Origin of the sequence: Pleomorphomonas sp. PLEO (genome assembly GCF_041320595.1) — a bacterium.
Taxonomy (GTDB): Bacteria; Pseudomonadota; Alphaproteobacteria; order Rhizobiales; family Pleomorphomonadaceae; genus Pleomorphomonas.
Window position 1 is genome coordinate 4,929,508 of the sequence record NZ_CP166625.1, and the last position, 18,653, is coordinate 4,948,160.

Sequence of the window (18,653 nt, forward strand, 5' to 3'; positions counted from 1 at the left end):
GAACCATGGTGCGACCCGGGACGAGAGCGAGAGTGACGATATCGATGACCAATCTGCTGACCGGCAAGCGTTGCACTCTTCTCGCCGTCGCCGCTTTGAGTCTCTCGGCCTGTTCGGCGCTGGGCACATCGGTGGCCGACAACGACCCTGAAACGGAAGTTCCAAACTCCTCTATTGGCCGCGCCCTCATGGAAGGCGTGGGAGCCGTACCGGAGCGCAAGACTGCCATCGACTATACTCCGCGAGCCCCACTGGTCGTGCCCCCCAACAAGTTGGCTTTGGTCGCGCCGGAAGATCCCAACCGGCTTGCGGCCAGCGGAACCTGGCCGGAAGACAACGATCTCAAGACGCGCAAGATCCTGGCCGATGCGCAGGCCCGCGACAACGCGCGCGGCGACAATGATCAATTGTCCCCGTCTGAGCTGATGTCAGTTCGCGTTCCCGATGCAAGGTCCCGCGTGGCATCGGATTCGGATGTCACGGTGTCCGATTCCGATAGAAGGCGGCTTCTTCCCAGTGAACTCGGCAACATGCCGCGTGACAAATCCACCAGACTCTACGACGCTGGCGGTAAACCTGTCCGCAAGGCGCTTGTCGAGCCGCCAGTCGCCTACCTTGAGCCAGCCGCTGGCGTGCCGGTGACGACCGACGATGGCGCGCCGGAAGAGCCGCAGAAGAAGAAGTGGTGGAAGTTCTGGTGAGGCAGTGCCTCGCCTCTTTTTTTCAAACCTGACGTCGAAAAAGGCCGCGAAATTCGTGGCCTTTTTGTTTTCTGGTGGTATGTCCGACCATCAAGAGCGACAGACACCACTTTGAAGCCATAGGCTTCGGGCTTCAGGGGGAGAAGAGCCTCTTGCCCGTCAGGCTAGAGCGTAGTGTGCGCCGCACGGCTCTACAAAACCCTGAGGATCAACCGCGCGAAGCCGGGCAAGCGGCCGGCTTGAGAAAATCAGAGCCGGCAACGCGCTCGTCTCGATTTATACTCAAGGTTTGTGTTCGAGATCACCGAAGAGCGGAAGGGCATCACGTTCGACGCGAGGATTATCGCCCGACAGGTGAGACCGGCAATCTGGCCGCCAGCCCCCTAAGGCCTGCTTAAGGCAGTCCAAAGACTGCTGCGCTGGATTGCTGCGCGATACCGAGCAACACCACCGACCTCAATCAGGGCAATTCGTCACGGCCGGCTGTGGCAATCGCGCCGCTCCCAAGCACGGCTTCGATCTTGGCGCGTAGCGTCTCCGCCGTGAAGGGTTTCACTATGTAATTGCTGACGCCAGCCTTCTTGGCGGCGATGACGTTTTCCGCCTTGGATTCCGCGGTCACCATCAGGAATGGAATATGCGAGTAACGCTCGCTGGCTCGCACGCGTTGAAGGAACTCGTAGCCAGTCATCGGCAGCATATTCCAGTCGGAAATGATGAGACCGTAATCGCGATCCGCCAGCTTGCTCAGGGCCTCGCTGCCGTCGGCCGCCTCGTCAACGTCATTGAACCCGATAGCCTTGAGGAGATTGCGAATTATCCTCGCCATGGTCCGGTAGTCATCAACCACGAGCACAGGAAGTGAGAGATCAAAGGACATTTCAAACCCCAAGCTCATTCAGGACGCGCACAGTCGCAACAACTACCCTAAATAATCAAGATAGTAACTTGGCAATACCTTAAAGGTCCCTGGCTGCCCAGGCTTATGAAACCCCTAGAGACTAGCGCAGTTAGCAACTTTACACGGCGCGCCTTAACTAAATGTTGCAGCTCCGTGACTTTTAGATTGTCCACGCTGATCAAGCGTCTTCGTTGAGCGGTCAACGACGCGAGGTGCCTGCCCGCTCACTGCCGGCTGGTGCTGCCCGTGCAGACGTGCCATTGGCAGCCTGGCTTGCCCCGAGCACTTCCGGCCTCACTTGGCGCGGGCTTGAAAACAGATTGCCCTGGCCGAAGGTCAGCCCGTAGTCCAGAAGGTCGATGACCTGCGCCTCCTGCTCGACCCGATCGACGATCAGGGTCAGCCCCTGCCGCTGCAGGTGGCCGGACATGTCCTCGACATGGATATCGCCGGTAACAAGCGGCGCCCGGCCGAGCAGCCGGTCGGCAGCAACCTTGATCGAACGGAAGCCGAGATCGGACCAGCGACGGAAATCGACGCGCAGGTCCGTGACGTTGTCGATCGAGAAATGGAAGCCGAGGTCGGCGACCGCCCGCAGGCTTTCGATCTCAAGCGGCCCCATCTCGGCGAGCGCATCCTGACGAAACTCGAACTGCACGAGCTCCGCCATGGCTCGGCTCTGAGCAAGAAAGCCCTGGAACTCACGAAAGAAGGTCGATGATGCAAGACTTTCCACCGACAGATTGATGTAAAGGCCGACATCGCTGTTGCGTTGGGTGAGACGCTTCAAAATCTGGAATGAGCGGATCACCTGATAGGTGTCCAGTTTGGCAATCAGCCGGCTCTTCTCGGCAACGGGAATGAACTCGGCCGCGGGAATCAAGCCGGCCGCGCCCTTGAGGCGGGTCAAAACTTCATAGGAACGAACCAGCCGTTGCGGCAACGTCACCACCGGCTGCAGATGCAGTTCGATCTGCTCGTCACGAATGAGATGCTCCACCTCCCGTTCAAAGGCCGGGTCGGTATCGGGAACGAACAGGGAGTTTTTTAAGCTGGCGGAGAGGCCATCGCGGCTATCAGCCGGCCGGCTGGCGCGCCCCTCGTCGAGATAGTCGTCGGGACGTGTCCGGCGTGGGCGCCGTCCCGCGGCATCCTCGGCCTCGCGAATATGCCGCTCCAGAGCGCCAAAGCGCGCGTTGACGCCGTCCAGGCGCCCCTCGACCGTGGACTCCAGTTCAGCCAATGTCTCGGTCACCTGCCGGAGCAATTCGCCGACCACCTCAACCTCGGCGGCGAGTTCGCCGGTCTGCTCGCGCACCCGGCCGGGCAGAGCCTGTTCGAGACGATTGAGTCGGGCGGCGATCTTCTCGATTTCGGCTTCGCCATCGCCTGCGACAGCGGCGATCTCTGCGAGTCGGCTATCGATCCAATCCCGCTCCCGCCGCCGCTCCATAGGCTGCTGCAAGATGATCATGGTCAGCATCAAGCCGATGCCGATCACCAGCGCCGAACCCGCCGACAGGCCAAGCTGGAAGTACAGCACTACCGCGGCCGAGGCGGCGATCACGCCCATGGCGATCAAGATCATCGTCGATGACGACCGGTTCATTCGCCTGCCCACTCCAACACCAAACCACGCAACGAATCACAGAGCATTGTTGCCGTTTTCGTGAGCGGAAGCGAAGACGGACAATGGTTTTCCAAGGGTTTTCAGCGCATTTTACCTCTTGCGCGCCATTGTCGGCGTCCAGTGACCGACTTGCCACCGCCTTGACCCCCGCCAAAGGTGGTCCCATGTTCGGCATATGTGGCCGGCGAACAGTCGCCAACGGCAAAAAAATGGAGATACGGCATGATCGAACTCAACGTCAAAGGCATGATGTGTGGTGGCTGCGCCAGTTCGGTCGAAAAGGCGATCAAGCGCGTCGATGCCGATGCAACAGTCATGGTCGACCTCCCTTCCGGCAAGGTGAGCGTCGAGACCAAAGCCGACGCCAAAGCGCTCGGCGATGCCATCGAGGCTGCCGGCTATGAAGTGGCGGCGTGACGCCGATTCTCGGAGACGCGTCGGAGCCTCGTTCCGTAAAGGCGAGGCGCACCACGCGTTTTTATTGCCCATTTCGCTGCCGAAAGGCTGGCTTGATGAACGCAATTGATATCCTGTTAACGGTTATCAACCCTTTATTTACCATGCTCGGGGCACAGTTCCGCCGGTACGCAATGCAATTTGCAACTGTCTGGCAGGGAACGCTTTCCGATGTCGGTTGGCCCGCGCAGCACATCGACGGTACGTCTTTTAATCGTCGATGCGGATGTCTCGTCGCGACGGGTCGTGCGCAAGGCGCTTGAAGCGCGCATTGCACGGCCGATGTTGATTCTGGAAACCGCTGAGCGCGACGCCGCGCGCGTGATGGCCGGTAAGCAGACGTTTGACGTCATCGCCATCGATCTTGACACCATCGGCGGACCGACAGCCTTCCGTGCCTTCACCGAGCAACTAACGCCGACGACCGTCTATGCCATGGGTGACCCCACCGATGTGCAGGCGGCGGTGGCTTGCGTCCGCTCGGGAGCTGCCGACTTCATCGAAAAGCCGGTTGACGGCAACGCCTTCGCTCGCCGCGTCGAGCGCCAGTTCGTCGAGAGCCTCGCCAACACCGTCGATGACGCCGATGGACTCATCGGTTCGGCGCCGGCAACGCGGGCGCTTTCCGAGCATATTTTGCGCGTTGCTCCATCGCTTGGCCCCGTGTTCATTTCCGGCGAGGCCGGCAGTGGCAAGTCGCTGGTGGCTCGATCCGTCCATGCCCGCTCTCGCCGTCGCAATGGGCCGTTCGTCACGATCGATTGTTCGCAAACGCCGGTCGACCAGCTGGTGGCAGATCTTTCGGAAACCGACGGCGCTCTTGCCGCCGCCGATGGTGGGACTCTATTCCTCGACGAGGTGGGGCATCTTCCTGACCCCGCCCAGCTTGCGCTGATGCGCTTTCTGGATACGGGCGAAATTGCCGGCTTCGATGGCGGCCATCGTCTTTCCGTGCGGATCATCGCCTCATCGCGCCGACCGCTCGACGATCTCAGCGGCCCCGCCGGCCTGAGGCAGGATCTCTATTTCCGCCTCAACGTACTGACGCTGGCCGTGCCGCCGCTCCGAGACCGAACCGAAGACATTCCGCTTCTCGTTGACGCCATGGTGCGACAGATCAATCGCGATAGCGGCTCGCGCTACACGCGCTTCACAGCCGCCGCCGTGCAATGTCTGGCCGGTCGCGCTTGGCCGGGCAACGTCTCCGAACTCAGGTCGGCCCTCGAAACCCTGATGGGGCTCTACCCCGGCGACCTTGTCACCGCCGATATGGTGGTCCCGGTGATCGTCGCACCGGCGGCTATGTCCGCGGCGCCAAGAAAGAAGCTGCCGGCCGAAGTCAAGCCACTCTGGCTGGAAGAGGCGCGGGTCATCGAAGAGGCCATCGAAGCCTTCGACGGCAACATTGCCAAGGCGGCGGCTGCTCTCGAGATCAGTCCATCGACCATTTACCGCAAGCGCCGCGACATTGAAGATGCCATTGCCGTCCGCAGCGCCTGAGTAGTTCTGCGAAGAGGCCGACCTGACCTTGGAAACCGGCCACGGATCAGTAAGATAGGACAAGACCACAATCGCCTGGAGGACCTCCGGCAAATGTTCGCCGCGTTTTGTGGAAGGGACTAAAGTGTGCGCTTGAGCAGTCGCTTTTCGATCGGGCCGGTTTGGCCTAATCAGCGGATGCTCTGGGGGAAGGATAAGCGGTCATGCACGGGTTGCGTTTTCTTGCTGCTTTTTTTGCCTGCGTAATGGCGGCATCTACCGCGGTGGCGGGGCCGATCCTCGATGAAGCCAAGGCAGCCGAGGCGCTGCTTGCCGAAGGCAAGGCAGTCGAGGCGCTGGCCTCGCTCGAAGCCGCCTTCAATGCGGCCTGGGACGCAGCGCCACTCGGTTTTTCGGAGGCAACCTTCGTTACCGGCAAACCGGCCGGCTTCGGCATCTATGCTACCCGTCCCAATGCCGTTTTCCAACCGGACGAGCAGATGCTCGTCTACGCCGAACCGTTCGGCTACGGCTTCGGCAAGGAAGGAGATCTGTTCAAGATCGATTTCTCGGCCGATTTCGAACTGCGTACGCCACGCGGCCAGATCCTGCACGCGCAGGAAGGCTTTGCCTCGCTCGACATGGTGTCGCGCCGGCGAAACAAAGAGTTCCAAGTCTATATCGTCTACAATTTCAAAGGCCTGAAGCCCGGCGATTATGTGCTTGTGACCAAGCTCAGCGACCGCAATTCCGAAAAGAAGGGCGAGTTCGAGCTGCCGTTCACCATTGCCGATAAGCCGGCCAACTGATCTGCCATGGCGGAACAGCCCTTTGTTCGGCCCGCCGTCGACGCCGACGGTGCTGGCATTGCACGATTGATCGCCGCGGTATTTGGCGAATATGAGGGCTGCCCGTTCGTCCTTGCCGAGTTTCCCGAACTCGCGGCACCGGCCAGCCATTACGAGAAGCGAAACGGCCGACTGTTCGTCGCAGAAAACAAGGGCACCGTTGTCGGCTCGTTTGCCATATCCTCGCCGGACGGCGACAGCGTCTTCGAGATCAACAAGGTCTACCTCGACCGTGCACAACGCGGGTCGGGGCTGGCGCGGAAGCTTTATGCCATGGCGATCGAGGAGGTGATCCGGCGGGACGGCCGAACGCTGAAACTCTGGACCGATACGCGCTTTCTTGCCGGTCACCGCTTTTACGAAAAACTCGGTTTCGTCCGCCAGCCGGTCATCCGCTTCCTCGCCGACGCTACGGATGGCTGGGAATTCGCCTATCGGCTAGAACTCGATCGGTAAACGCCGCTTGCGCCGTCTGCCTGCTGTCATGTTTTGCCTTACACGCCATTTAGGTATGTCCGGCGACCTTGTCGGTCAGACGCCCGAGGCGTAGAAGCCGCGTCTTGGCCGCGTACCCGCTGCCTCGTCCGGAGATGTCATGCAGCCGTCGATGCGCCTTCACGCGGCGGGTGCCGCCCTCCTTGCCGTGCTCCTGTTCTCGGGACTGGACGCGTTGGTCAAGGCGACCACCTACGGCACGCCGCTGGCCTTGGTCGTGTTCCTGCGCTACGCGGCTGGCCTCATTTTTTCAACGAGTTCGGCGGCGGTACAAGGCCAACTCCGACTGAGCTGGGCGACCATCCGGCGCGCTGTCGGCCGTTCGCTGGCCGGTCTATGCTGCGCGGTGCTGTTCTTCGGCGCGCTCAAGTTGCTACCGCTCGCCCAGACCGTGGCCCTCACCTTCACATCGCCCTTCTTCATGGTTATGATTTCAGCGGCGATGCTTGGCGACCCGGTCACTCGCCGCTCGTTGTTTGCCGCCGCCTTCGGCTTTTTGGGCGTCGTCGTCATGCTGGCGGAAAAGTTGAGTTCGGAGGCGGGAAGCCCACTTGGCTTTGCCATGGCGCTCGCTTCGGCCGTTGCCTACGCCCTCTCCATGATCCTGTCGCGTCGCGATACCGCCCATGACAGCGTGCCGCAAATGATCCTGGTGCAGAACTTCATCAGCGCAATGGTCGTACTGCCGTTCGCCCTTTACTGGTACCAGCCGGTCCCCGGCCATATGTTGATGATGTTCCTGGCGATCGGCGCCCTTGGCACCGGCGGCAACTATGCCATCACCTGGGCCTACAAGCATGCGCCGGCGACTTTGCTCGGCCCGTTCGAGTTTACCGCGCTGATCTGGGCCGTCACCTTTGGCATGGTGTTCTTTGCCGAAGTGCCGAGCGCCCATACACTGCTGGGCGCCGTCATCATCATCGGTGCCTGCCTCGTCGTGGTCCAGCCGATCGCCGCCTCCGTTCGGCCTCGCGCGGACGATAGTTGTCCGTGAAATACCGGACCCGCCCTTGACAGACAGGCGGCGCGCGCCTATCTCCGGCCCGCTTAGCACTCGTCAGTGGCGAGTGCTAACAGCAACATTTTTCACCGTGGTCTGTGAGGCAAAAGCGCGCACACCACGGGCAATTTAGAAACGAGGAGCCGAACATGAAGTTCCGTCCCCTGCACGACCGCGTCGTCGTTCGCCGGCTGGAGTCCGAAGAGCGTACCACCGGTGGCATCATCATCCCCGACACCGCCAAGGAAAAGCCCCAGCAGGGCGAAGTCGTTGCCGTTGGCCCCGGCGCCCGCAACGAGAAGGGTGAACTCATCGCCCTCGACGTCAAGGCTGGCGACAAGGTGCTGTTCGGCAAGTGGTCGGGCACCGAAGTGAAGATCGACGGTCAGGACCTCCTGATCATGAAGGAATCCGACGTGATGGGCATCGTCGGCTGATTGTATCAGGCCGATCCGTCCTCCGTTAACCTCTCATTTCAAGGAAAAAATCCATGGCTGCCAAGGAAGTCAAATTCGGTTCCGACGCCCGCGAAAAGATGCTGCGCGGCGTGGACATTCTCGCTGATGCCGTCAAGGTCACGCTGGGTCCGAAGGGCCGCAACGTCGTGATCGACAAGTCCTTCGGCGCTCCGCGCATCACCAAGGACGGTGTGACGGTCGCCAAGGAAATCGAGCTTGCCGACAAGTTCGAGAACATGGGCGCCCAGATGGTCCGCGAAGTTGCTTCGAAGACCAACGACAAGGCTGGCGACGGTACCACCACCGCCACCGTTCTGGCCCAGGCCATCATCCGTGAGGGCGCCAAGGCGGTTGCCGCCGGCATGAACCCGATGGATCTCAAGCGCGGCATCGATCTCGCCATTGCCGAAGCCGTCAAGGATCTCAACGCCCGCTCGAAGAAGATCTCCACCTCGGCTGAAGTCGCCCAGGTTGGCACGATTTCCGCCAATGGCGAAGTCGAGATCGGCCAGATGATCGCCGACGCCATGCAGAAGGTCGGCAACGAGGGTGTCATCACCGTCGAGGAAGCCAAGACCGCCGAGACCGAGCTCGAAGTCGTCGAAGGCATGCAGTTCGACCGTGGCTACCTCAGCCCGTATTTCGTGACCAATGCCGAGAAGATGGTCGCCGATCTCGACGATCCGTACATTCTCATCCACGAGAAGAAGCTCTCCAACCTCCAGGCCCTGCTGCCAGTGCTCGAGGCTGTCGTCCAGTCGTCGCGTCCGCTGCTGATCGTTGCCGAGGACGTCGAAGGCGAGGCGCTTGCCACGCTCGTCGTCAATAAGCTGCGTGGCGGCCTGAAGATCGCCGCCGTCAAGGCGCCGGGCTTCGGCGACCGTCGCAAGGCCATGCTTGAGGACATCGCCATCCTGACCGGCGGTCAGGTGATCTCCGAAGACCTCGGCATCAAGCTCGAGAACGTCACGCTCGCCATGCTCGGCCATGCCAAGCGCGTGTCGATCTCCAAGGAGAACACCACGCTCGTTGACGGCGCTGGCGCCAAGGCCGACATCGAGGCTCGCGTTGCCCAGATCAAGGCGCAGATCGAGGAGACCACCTCGGACTACGACCGTGAGAAGCTGCAGGAGCGTCTCGCCAAGCTGGCCGGCGGCGTTGCCGTCATCCGCGTTGGTGGTTCGACCGAAGTCGAAGTCAAGGAAAAGAAGGATCGCGTCGACGACGCGCTCAACGCCACTCGCGCCGCTGTTGAAGCCGGCATCGTTCCGGGCGGTGGTACCGCGCTGCTGCGCGCCAAGAACGCCGTTGCCAAGCTCAAGTCCGACAACCTGGACATCGAGCGCGGCATCAAGATCGTTCTCGCTGCTCTCGAGTCGCCGATCCGTCAGATCGCCGTCAACGCTGGCGTCGAAGGCTCGGTCGTCGTCTCCAAGGTGCTCGAGAAGGGTGAAACCTTCGGTTTCGACGCCCAGAACGAGACCTATGTCGACATGATCAAGGCCGGCATCATCGATCCGACCAAGGTTGTGCGCACCGCTCTGCAGAACGCCGGCTCGGTCGCCGGCCTGCTGGTCACCACCGAAGCGATGGTAGCCGAGCTGCCGCGCAAGGAATCCGCTCCGGCCATGCCGGGCGGCGGCATGGGCGGCATGGACTTCTGATCTAGAAGATCTGAAGTCCATAAAGCAGAAACGATCGACGGGGCGTCGCGACAGCGGCGCCCTTTCTTTTTGTCCTGCTTTGGCTTGTCTTACAAAAGCTTCATCCGCTCCGCCGCAATGTCGCCGCGATCAGGCCGTGCTGTCGAGCCTGAGAAAATTCGAAACTTCCTTGCTGTGGCGAACGAATTTCATTGTTTCAGCAGCAGGATTCTGTGTCACTTCAACGAACCATCCGCCGTTCCGGGGATACCTGATGAAAGCACTCCTAGCGACGCTCGCACTGGCTTGGCGCCTCGCCGTTCCCTATTTCAAGGAAAAGCAAAAAGGCGACCTCGCCTTCCGATGGTTCAAAGTTCGCTTGCAAGAACGTTGGATCGCTCTCAGCCTTCTCGGCATTATCCTGGCGATCAACGTTGCCCAAGTCTATCTCAACGTCCAGTACAACGCTTGGTACAATCGCTTCTATACGGCGATGCAGGACCGCAACGGACCTACTTTCTGGACCGAACTTGGCTTCTTCACCATTATCGCCTTCTTGATGATTGCTTCGGGCGTGGTCGAAATCTACCTCACCAGTTGGCTGCGTATCCGCTGGCGGGATTGGATGACCCAACGCTTCATCAATCGTTGGTTGGCCAACTCAAACCACTATCGCCTCGCGACGAGCTATGGGAAGACCGACAACCCCGATCAGCGCATAGCCGAAGACATCAGCGATTTCATAACCACCACCCTCAGCATCTTCGTACAGATCTTCAACACTGTCCTGACGCTCTATGCCTTCAGTAGGGTATTATGGGCTATATCCTCGGCTTTCCCCTATTCGATCGGTAGTTTCAACTTTTCGACCATTCCCGGCTACCTGGTTTGGGCTGCAATTCTCTATTCGATCTTCGGTACCTATCTCACCCATCTCATTGGGCGGCCACTGATCAAGCTGAATTTCCAGCAACAGCATTTCGAAGCTGACTTCCGCTATTCCATGATGCGGCTTCGCGAAAATTCCGAGGAGATCGCACTTCTCAAAGGAGAACCGGCTGAGAAAAAGGTGTTCGGCTCCGCCTTCGGCCGTGTCGTTGCCAACTGGTACGCGTTAATGGATGCCAACCGGAATCTGAGGACATTCACCAGCTTCTACGATCAATTCTCCATTGTCTTCCCCTTCCTGATGCTGGCGCCGGCCTATTTTATCGCCGGCTCGACCATGCAACTCGGCATTCTTATCCAGACTTCCCAAGGCTTTGGACAGGTGCAAGGCAATTTCTCGATTTTTGTTTCACTCTACGGAGCGATCGCCAACTGGAAAGCTGTCCTTGACCGTCTGACAACCTTCGAGCGGGCGATGTCGGCTGCCGAAGCCGACGCGGCAAAGCCCGGTGTGGCGGTGAAACAAAAGGGCGGCGACGCCATCACAGCCAACGGTGCCATCGTTTCCCTGCCCGATGGGAAGCCGCTTATTCGCCTCGACGGGGTAGCCTTCGAAAAGGGCAAATCAGTGCTGATCTCGGGCCCCTCCGGCGCCGGAAAGACATCCGTCTTCCGGGCGTTGGCCGGGATCTGGCCGTTCGGCAGCGGCGAACTTTGCATTCCCGACGGTGCGCGCGTGATGGTCCTGCCGCAGACTGCCTATCTGCCGCTCGGCACGCTCAGGCAGGCGCTGGCCTATCCCAATGCCGCTGAAACCCATGACGACGCCAAGGTGCGCGACGTGCTCTCGGCCGTCGGCCTCGGCGCCTTCGCCGATCGGCTCGACGACCTCTCCGAAGGTCCCAATCTCGCTTCCCGCCTCTCCGGCGGCGAGCAACAGCGCGTCGCCATCGCGCGCGCCATTCTGGCCGAACCCGACTTCCTGCTTCTCGACGAGGCCACCGCCTCGCTCGACGAAACGTCTGAGGAGGCACTGTACAAACTTCTCAAGGAGCGGCTGCCGAAAGCAGCGATCGTCTCGATCGGTCACCGCTCTTCACTGCGACATCTTCACGATGAACTGGTCGAGCTTCATAAGCAGGACGGCGGCCCCTTCGTGCTTGGAACTGCCACAGCCATTGCCGCTACCTGACGAGCGTCGGCAAGCGTTGTAAACCCTTCGAGCGCATCTCACGACGCATTGTTTCCTTGACGGGAACAATGCGTCGCTTTTTTCATGTCTATGCCAGCGTCCCATGCGTAGCTATACGGACAGCAACGGCGTCAGTCGATGCCGCAGAATCTCTCGATTTTGGAGTCACCGACATGGACAGCATCAAGGCCCCGGCGCTGCTCGCCGGACGCATTCTTCTCTCTATCCTCTTCATCACCTCCGGCTGGGGCAAGATCGTCGGCTACGCCGGTACCGCGGGCTACATGCAGGCCATGGGCGTGCCGACAATCCTTCTGCCGCTCGTCATCCTGACTGAGTTCGGTGGCGGCCTCGCCATTCTGGTCGGCTTCCAGACGCGCATCGTCTCCGTCCTGCTGGCCGGCTTCTGCGTCGTTGCCGGCTATCTGTTCCATTACAAGGCGATCAGCGGCACCGCCGGTCAGGAAATGATGGACATGATGAACTGGCTTGCCTTCATGAAGAACATCACCATCGCCGGCGGTTTCCTCGCGCTGGTGGGCGCGGGTGCCGGTGCGCTGTCGGCCGACGCCAAGCTCGGCAAGGCCTGATCGGACAACACAACCGGGAGGGCGGACGACAGGCGGAAACAGCCGCTTCGCCTTGCCCTTTCGGTGCTTATCGATTACTTGAAAACCCGCGCGCCCCGCTCGCGGGTTTTCGCGCGTTTTGGCCACTGCCGGCCGCTATTCCAGGGCACAAAACCGATGTCGGATTATCTCAAGGCGCGCCTGCCGCGCGGTCTCGTCGATCGTACCCCCGCCGAACTCAAGGCGACTGAGGCCATGATCGAGACCATCCGACATACCTATGAAATCTACGGCTTCGAGCCAGTGGAAACACCGCTGATCGAATACACGGATGCACTCGGCAAGTTCCTGCCCGATCAGGACCGCCCGAACGAGGGCGTGTTCTCCTTCCAGGACGATGACGAGCAGTGGCTGTCCCTGCGTTATGACCTGACGGCGCCGCTTGCCCGCTTCTACGCCGAGAACCATGAAAAGCTGCCGAAACCCTATCGCAGCTATCGCAACGGCTGGGTGTTCCGCAACGAAAAGCCGGGCCCCGGCCGCTTCCGCCAGTTCATGCAGTTCGACGCCGACACGGTTGGCGCGCCATCGGTGGCCGCCGATGCCGAGATCTGCATGATGATGGCCGATACCATGGAGGCGCTTGGTCTCAGCAAGGGCCAGTTCGTCGTTCGCGTCAACAATCGCAAGGTGCTGGACGGGGTGATGGAAGTCATCGGCCTTGCCGGCGACGAGAAGGCGGGAACGCGCCTCACCGTGCTGCGCGCCATCGACAAGCTCGACAAGATCGGCCTCTCCGGCGTGCGCGACCTGTTGGGTGCCGGCCGCTGGGAGAACCCAGAGGAGAAATCCGGCGACTTCACCAAGGGCGCCGGCCTGCCGCCCGAGGCAGCCGATGTCGTACTCGCCTTCGTGGCGAGCGGCGCCGATAGCGCGGCGGACACCGTCACCAACCTCGGCAAGCTGGTTACCGACAGCGTACGCGGCAGCGAGGGTGTCGAGGAATTGAAGCTGATTGCCACCCTCGTCGATGCCGCCGGCTATGCCGATCGGGTGAAGATCGACCCGTCGGTGGTGCGCGGTCTTGAATATTACACCGGCCCGGTGTTCGAGGCGGAGTTGACCTTTGAGGTGACCGGCGATGACGGCCGGCCAGTGCGTTTCGGCTCGGTCGGCGGCGGCGGACGCTATGATGGGTTGGTCGGTCGCTTCCTGAAGGAGCCTGTGCCGGCCACCGGCTTCTCGATCGGCGTCTCCCGCCTGATGGCGGCGCTGCGGACGCTCGGCAAGATGGGCGTAGACAAGGTGAACGGTCCGGTGTGTGTTCTCGTCATGGACAAGGGACCTGAGGCACTCGCCGGCTATCAGAAGATGGTCGCCGAGCTGCGCGCCGCCGGCATCGCCGCCGAGATGTATCTCGGCGCTTCCGGCATGAAAGCGCAGATGAAATACGCCGACCGCCGCAATGCGCCTTGCGTCATCATCGAAGGCTCCAACGAGCGCGACGCCGGCCTTGTTCAGATCAAGGACCTGGCGCTCGGCAAAGAACTGTCGGCGGGGATCACCGACAATGCCGAATGGCGCGCGGCACGCCCCGCTCAGAAGGAAGTCGCTCGCGCCGACCTCGTCGCGGAAGTGAGGGTGATCGTCGAAGCGGCCGGGGGCGTGGCATGACCGACGCCATCCAGATCGCCCTCGACAGCTTCAAGGCCGCAGGCTTTGCTGCTGTCGATGTGCCGGTTCTCCTGCCGATGGAGGACTTCGTTCGCATCTCCGGCGAGGAATTCCGGCGCCGCATCTTCGTGACTTCGTCGAACAACGGCCACGACTGGTGCCTGCGCCCCGAGTTCACTATTCCCGTGGTGCGCACCATGTTGGCCGCCGAGCCGGCCGGTGGGCGCTTCTGTTATTCCGGCCGCGTCTTCCGGAACGGCCGGCCCGGAGAGGCCGACGAAGTGTGGCAGGTGGGCGGCGAGATCCTGGGGGACCACGATCCGGTGGCAACCGACGCCGCCGCTCTCGCCCACGCGGTGGCGATTACCGCGGCTTGCGGAGCGCCCCTCCAGCGCATCATCGTCGGCGACGTCGCCCTGTTCTCGGCGCTGCTTGCCGCGCTGGACATCCCGCCGGCCTGGCGCGCGCGCCTCACCGCGCTGTTCGGCGAGCCGGAAAAGATCGCCGATACGCTGGCGCGTCTCGAACAGCGCCGCTTCGGCTTCCCAAGCTTCGCCGCCCACGCCGAAATCATCGAAGCGCTCTCCGCCTTCCCGGCCGAGAAGGTTGGGCAGCTTTTCGCCGACATTCTGTCCATTGCCGGCGTGAAGACGGTCGGCGGTCGCACCACCGGCGAGATTGCCGAACGGGTGCTTGAGCAGGCGATGCTCGCCGCCTCCGACGGCGTGCCGGCCGAAACGATTACGGCGATTGCCGATTTCATGTCGATGCAGGATGAGAACGGCGGCGACCTCTCCATCTCGGAGGGCATTCTTCGCCTTGATGCGCTTTCGGGCCGCATCGGCGATCGCGCACCGTTCCGAGCCGCCGTCGACCGCTTCAAAGCGCGCGTCGGGGCAATCGCCGCTCTCGGCGTCGACCTGTCGACGCTGCATTACGCCGCCGGCTTCGGCCGTCGTCTCGGCTACTACGACGGCTTCGTGTTCGACATCCACGACGCAAGCCGCATCGAGGTGGGACAGGTGAGCGGAGGGGGCCGTTACGACGGCCTCGTCCGGAATTTCAAGGCCGCCGACGCCGTCAAGGCTGTTGGATTCGCCGTATGGCCCGAGCGCTTCCGGAGGGCGTCATGACCGAACCGTTGATTGTCGCCGTGCCCTCCAAAGGACGGCTGCAAGAGCAGACTCTGGCTTTCTTCGAGCGATCCGGCCTGCAAATCCGGCAGGCGCGCGGCGCGCGCGACTATTTCGGCACCATTGATGGCCTCCAAGGCGTCGAGGTCCAGTTTCGCTCTGCCTCCGAGATCGCTCGCGAGGTCGGTGCTGGCAATGTGCATCTCGCCGTCACCGGCATCGACCTTTTGCACGAGACGCTGGGCGGCGACGACAGCGCCCGCGTTGTAGCAGAGGAGGCGCCCCACCCGGCCCATATCGTCACCCGCCTTGGGTTCGGCCGTGCCGACGTGGTGGTGGCTGTGCCGCAGGCCTGGCTCGACGTGCAAACCATGGCTGACCTTGCCGACGTCGCCGCGCGCTTCCGTCTGAAGCATTATCGGCCGATGCGCGTCGCCACGAAATACGTCGCCCTGACACGACGCTTCCTGACGGCCCATGGCGTGCACGACTATCTGATCGTCGAGAGCCCAGGCGCCACGGAGGGTGCACCAGCCGCCGGCACCGCGGAACTGATCGTCGACATTACCTCGACCGGCCAGACACTGGTCGAAAATGGTCTCAAGATCGTCGACGACGGTGTCATCATGCGCTCGGAAGCGGCGCTTGCCGCATCGCTTGCCGCTTCCTGGACGGAAGCCGCCCGCACGGCCTGCCGGCGAATGCTCACCCGCATCGCCGCCGACGATCGAGCACGGTCGGTGCGGCGCATCGACGCCGTCATCCGACCGTCGTCGATGCTTCCCGATGAGCTCAGGACGCGCGCCGATCTGACGCTCCTGTCGCTGCACGACGAGGGGCTCAGTCTCCTGGTGCCGAAGGCCCACGCCCAAACCGAAGCCGAGGCGCTGATCGCCCGGGGTGCGACAACAGCCGTCGTCTCGTCGGTGGAATATGTGTTCGAGGCAAAGAACGCGCTTTATGAGAAGCTTGAGGCGAAGATAGGCTGACGGGCAAAGTCTTGCGCGTCTTCGACATCACCTAGAGCTTCCCGGGTGAAATTAGGTTCACCGGAGAAGCTCTATCTCTTTGTTTTACGCCAAACCGGTTTTCACTTTTGCTGGAATTGCTCCGGGCCGAACGAAGGCAGCCCGTTCCTTCTCGACCGCGTCGCGGACGTCGCAGCCGTCAAGGTGGTCGTTGACGAGCCCCATGGACTGCATGAAGGCATAGACGGTGGTGGGGCCGACGAAACTCCAGCCACGCTTCTTGAGCTCCTTGGAAAGCGCAGTCGATTCCGCCGTCTTCGGCTGGATATCTTTCATTGTGAAACCGGCCGGCCGGCTTTCCGGAGCAGGCTCGAAACGCCAGATGAAGGCTGCAAGCGACCCGGCTTCAGCCTGAAGGTCCAGTGCCCTACGGGCATTGTTGATCGTCGAGACAATCTTGCCGCGATGGCGGACAATGCCGACATCGCTCACCAAACGGTCGACGTCCACATCGGTGAATGCGGCAACAGTCGGAATATCGAAGCCGGCGAAGGCAGTTCTGAAATTCTCCCGCTTCCTCAAGATGGTGATCCAGGCAAGCCCCGACTGGAAGCCCTCAAGGCAGAGCTTTTCGAACAGGCGCGTATCATCGGCCACCGGCCGGCCCCACTCCTCATCGTGGTAGCGCCGGTAGAGCGGATCACTGCCCGCCCAAAAACAGCGCGTTACGCCGTCGTCGCCCGTGATGATGCCGTCCATGCCAACGTCCCCAGTTGAAGTGTCACAGAAGCCATCTTAGCGACGCCAGCCGCCATGAATTGGCAGCAACAAAAAAGCGGCCGGGATCCGGCCGCCTTGCATTGTCGACTGGGATTGTGTTCAGGCGAACAGCGCGTCGATATCGTCTTGAGATGCGCAATCGGCAGTCGGCAGCGCGGGTCCGTTGAGCAGTGCGGCATCACCGACGCGGCGCAGCGAGTCGTCGGCTTCGATCGAGTTGAAAGCCTCCATGCCGCCCCAGATCTCCATCATACGGTTGACGCGATCCTCGATGAAGCGAAGGACATTGACCACTTTGGTAATGCGCTGTCCGGTGAGGTCCTGGAAATTGCAGGCCTCATAGATGGCCAGCACACGCTCCTGGATATCGGCCGCCATCGCCTGCTGATCGCCCTTGAGATGGGCAACGAGATTGGTGGCATCCTCGTCGATCGTCTCTACCGCCGACAAGATGCTCTCGGTCGCACGCTCGGTACCTTCCACCACGGCGTCGAGCTCGTCGGTGACGCGGCTCATGTCCTCGCCCTTGAAGCCGGAAACGTGAAGACTGGCGATTTCCTGCTTGGTGCGGGAAATTGCCTCCTGGATGGTCTCCATCTCGTTTTTGAGCTTGTAGGCCTCGGTGAACTGCCTCTGGTAGTCCGTGATAATATCCTTGCTGATCTCCTGTTGCGGTTTGACCAGCTTCTTTATCTCGTTCAGTTCATGAAGGATCGCGTCGGCACGAAAGCCGTTCGCCGGCTCGGACACCGCGCCGACGCCAAGCATAGCTTCGATACGATAAGCCTTGCGAGCCAACGCCATATTTCACTCCTCGTATCCGCGGCCGGAACCTGTCGCCAAGATCGGACGACGCCGCCGAGAGCCTTAACTGTAGGACTCGGCGGTTAACAACGCGTATGTCCGAAACACGCCGGGCAAAATTTCTCCCGCTGTTTCATATGGTTGGGGAAATTTTCGATACAGTTCCTTAACCATGACGACAAATCCGTCGATTTGGAGGGAAATAGGTCGCATCTCATTCACCATTCCTAGAGCGCCTTTCCCTAGCCTCGTTTTCGGTGCGCGGGAGGAGGAAAGCCGCCGACCGCGCCGAACACCCATCAACTGAGGTTCTCCCCGATGAGAGCTGCTGCCTTGTTCTTCGCCGGAATTGCCGCCGTCGTCGTTTCGACGGGATCGGCCACCGCCCAGGCGGGCCGCTATATTGCGCCGCCGCCAATCGTGCTGTCGCCCAATCTCACCGATCCCTGGGTGACGCAGCTTCAGCCCGGCAATGTGCCGATCTACGCGGCGCCACAAGCTCGAACCCCGCGCGCTTGGTCGGCGCCGCCGGAAGCCGAGGTGAAAGCGGCGCGCAAGGTCGATCCACGCACACTGCCGCTGGCGCCGGAGTTCTTGCCACAGGAGGTTGCCTATGATGGTCCCGCTACGCCCGGCTCCATCATCATCGACACAGTCAACCGCTATCTCTATCTCGTCGAAGACGGCGGCTTAGCGCGCCGCTATGGCGTCGGCGTCGGGCGGCCCGGATTTACGTGGGCGGGCGAGCATCGCATCACGCGCAAGGCCGAGTGGCCGGACTGGCATCCGCCGGTAGAGATGCGCCAGCGACAGCCCGGCCTGCCGGTGATGATGCCGGGTGGTCCGAAAAATCCTCTTGGCGCCCGCGCCATGTATCTCGGTTCAACCCTTTATCGCATCCACGGCACCGCTGAGCCGTGGACCATTGGCCACGCGGTTTCCTCCGGCTGCATCCGGATGCGCAATGAAGACGTGACCGATCTCTACGAGCGGGTAAAGGTCGGCACCCGCGTCATCGTGTTGTAACTGCCTCA

18 protein-coding genes are annotated in these 18,653 nt (G+C 61.5%); 14 read left to right on the plus strand and 4 right to left on the minus strand.

What is annotated here, in order from left to right; genetic code table 11:
- The first annotated feature begins 32 nt into the window (after window positions 1–32).
- Window positions 33–701, plus strand: coding sequence for a hypothetical protein (locus AB6N07_RS22790; RefSeq protein WP_370675327.1), 669 nt, complete (start codon window positions 33–35; stop codon window positions 699–701).
- Between the two features lie 460 nt (window positions 702–1,161).
- On the opposite strand, the gene AB6N07_RS22795 is transcribed toward AB6N07_RS22790, so the two are convergent.
- Together AB6N07_RS22795 and AB6N07_RS22800 are read right to left on the minus strand one after the other, a co-directional pair.
- Window positions 1,162–1,581, minus strand: coding sequence for a response regulator (locus AB6N07_RS22795; RefSeq protein ID WP_370675328.1), 420 nt, complete (start codon window positions 1,579–1,581; stop codon window positions 1,162–1,164).
- A gap of 220 nt (window positions 1,582–1,801) precedes the next feature.
- The gene (locus tag AB6N07_RS22800) at window positions 1,802–3,211 is read right to left on the minus strand and encodes an EAL domain-containing protein (protein WP_370675329.1); all 1,410 of its coding nucleotides are present in this window, start codon (window positions 3,209–3,211) and stop codon (window positions 1,802–1,804) included.
- 243 nt (window positions 3,212–3,454) lie between these two features.
- Here AB6N07_RS22800 and AB6N07_RS22805 point away from each other — a divergent pair, with 243 nt between their 5' ends.
- From AB6N07_RS22805 to hisG, 12 genes are all read left to right on the plus strand, one after another.
- Window positions 3,455–3,649: a heavy-metal-associated domain-containing protein gene (locus tag AB6N07_RS22805; RefSeq protein WP_370675330.1), complete on the plus strand. Its 195-nt coding sequence runs from the start codon at window positions 3,455–3,457 to the stop codon at window positions 3,647–3,649.
- A 210-nt stretch (window positions 3,650–3,859) separates the two neighbouring features.
- A complete protein-coding gene (locus tag AB6N07_RS22810) occupies window positions 3,860–5,188 on the plus strand; it encodes a sigma-54-dependent transcriptional regulator (RefSeq protein WP_370675331.1) in 1,329 nt (442 codons plus the stop codon).
- Window positions 5,189–5,391: 203 nt separating this feature from the next.
- Window positions 5,392–5,976 (plus strand): hypothetical protein, encoded by a 585-nt coding sequence (locus AB6N07_RS22815; RefSeq protein WP_370675332.1) that lies wholly within the window; start codon window positions 5,392–5,394, stop codon window positions 5,974–5,976.
- A gap of 6 nt (window positions 5,977–5,982) precedes the next feature.
- The gene (locus AB6N07_RS22820; protein ID WP_370675333.1) at window positions 5,983–6,471 is read left to right on the plus strand and encodes an N-acetyltransferase family protein; all 489 of its coding nucleotides are present in this window, start codon (window positions 5,983–5,985) and stop codon (window positions 6,469–6,471) included.
- A 139-nt stretch (window positions 6,472–6,610) separates the two neighbouring features.
- Window positions 6,611–7,504, plus strand: coding sequence for a DMT family transporter (locus AB6N07_RS22825; RefSeq protein WP_370675334.1), 894 nt, complete (start codon window positions 6,611–6,613; stop codon window positions 7,502–7,504).
- A gap of 155 nt (window positions 7,505–7,659) precedes the next feature.
- Window positions 7,660–7,947 (plus strand): co-chaperone GroES, encoded by a 288-nt coding sequence (gene groES, locus AB6N07_RS22830; protein ID WP_370675335.1) that lies wholly within the window; start codon window positions 7,660–7,662, stop codon window positions 7,945–7,947.
- 53 nt (window positions 7,948–8,000) lie between these two features.
- Window positions 8,001–9,632, plus strand: coding sequence for a chaperonin GroEL (gene groL / locus AB6N07_RS22835; RefSeq protein ID WP_370675336.1), 1,632 nt, complete (start codon window positions 8,001–8,003; stop codon window positions 9,630–9,632).
- Between the two features lie 253 nt (window positions 9,633–9,885).
- Window positions 9,886–11,691, plus strand: coding sequence for an ABC transporter ATP-binding protein/permease (locus AB6N07_RS22840; RefSeq protein WP_370675337.1), 1,806 nt, complete (start codon window positions 9,886–9,888; stop codon window positions 11,689–11,691).
- 173 nt (window positions 11,692–11,864) lie between these two features.
- Entirely contained in the window at window positions 11,865–12,281 is a 417-nt protein-coding gene (locus AB6N07_RS22845; RefSeq protein WP_370675338.1) for a DoxX family protein, read from the plus strand.
- A gap of 156 nt (window positions 12,282–12,437) precedes the next feature.
- Window positions 12,438–13,934: a histidine--tRNA ligase gene (gene hisS / locus AB6N07_RS22850; RefSeq protein ID WP_370675339.1), complete on the plus strand. Its 1,497-nt coding sequence runs from the start codon at window positions 12,438–12,440 to the stop codon at window positions 13,932–13,934.
- The gene (locus AB6N07_RS22855) at window positions 13,931–15,067 is read left to right on the plus strand and encodes an ATP phosphoribosyltransferase regulatory subunit (protein ID WP_370675340.1); all 1,137 of its coding nucleotides are present in this window, start codon (window positions 13,931–13,933) and stop codon (window positions 15,065–15,067) included. The genes hisS and AB6N07_RS22855 overlap by 4 nt, the downstream gene beginning before the upstream one ends.
- On the plus strand, window positions 15,064–16,056 hold the full coding sequence (gene hisG, locus AB6N07_RS22860; RefSeq protein WP_370675341.1) for an ATP phosphoribosyltransferase: 993 nt from the start codon (window positions 15,064–15,066) through the stop codon (window positions 16,054–16,056). The genes AB6N07_RS22855 and hisG overlap by 4 nt, the downstream gene beginning before the upstream one ends.
- Before the next feature lie 84 nt (window positions 16,057–16,140).
- On the opposite strand, the gene AB6N07_RS22865 is transcribed toward hisG, so the two are convergent.
- Together AB6N07_RS22865 and AB6N07_RS22870 are read right to left on the minus strand one after the other, a co-directional pair.
- The gene (locus AB6N07_RS22865) at window positions 16,141–16,794 is read right to left on the minus strand and encodes a DNA-3-methyladenine glycosylase I (protein ID WP_370675342.1); all 654 of its coding nucleotides are present in this window, start codon (window positions 16,792–16,794) and stop codon (window positions 16,141–16,143) included.
- 120 nt (window positions 16,795–16,914) lie between these two features.
- Window positions 16,915–17,619, minus strand: coding sequence for a protein phosphatase CheZ (locus AB6N07_RS22870; protein ID WP_370675343.1), 705 nt, complete (start codon window positions 17,617–17,619; stop codon window positions 16,915–16,917).
- A 318-nt stretch (window positions 17,620–17,937) separates the two neighbouring features.
- Here AB6N07_RS22870 and AB6N07_RS22875 point away from each other — a divergent pair, with 318 nt between their 5' ends.
- The gene (locus AB6N07_RS22875) at window positions 17,938–18,645 is read left to right on the plus strand and encodes a L,D-transpeptidase (RefSeq protein ID WP_370675344.1); all 708 of its coding nucleotides are present in this window, start codon (window positions 17,938–17,940) and stop codon (window positions 18,643–18,645) included.
- The last annotated feature ends 8 nt before the right edge of the window (window positions 18,646–18,653 follow it).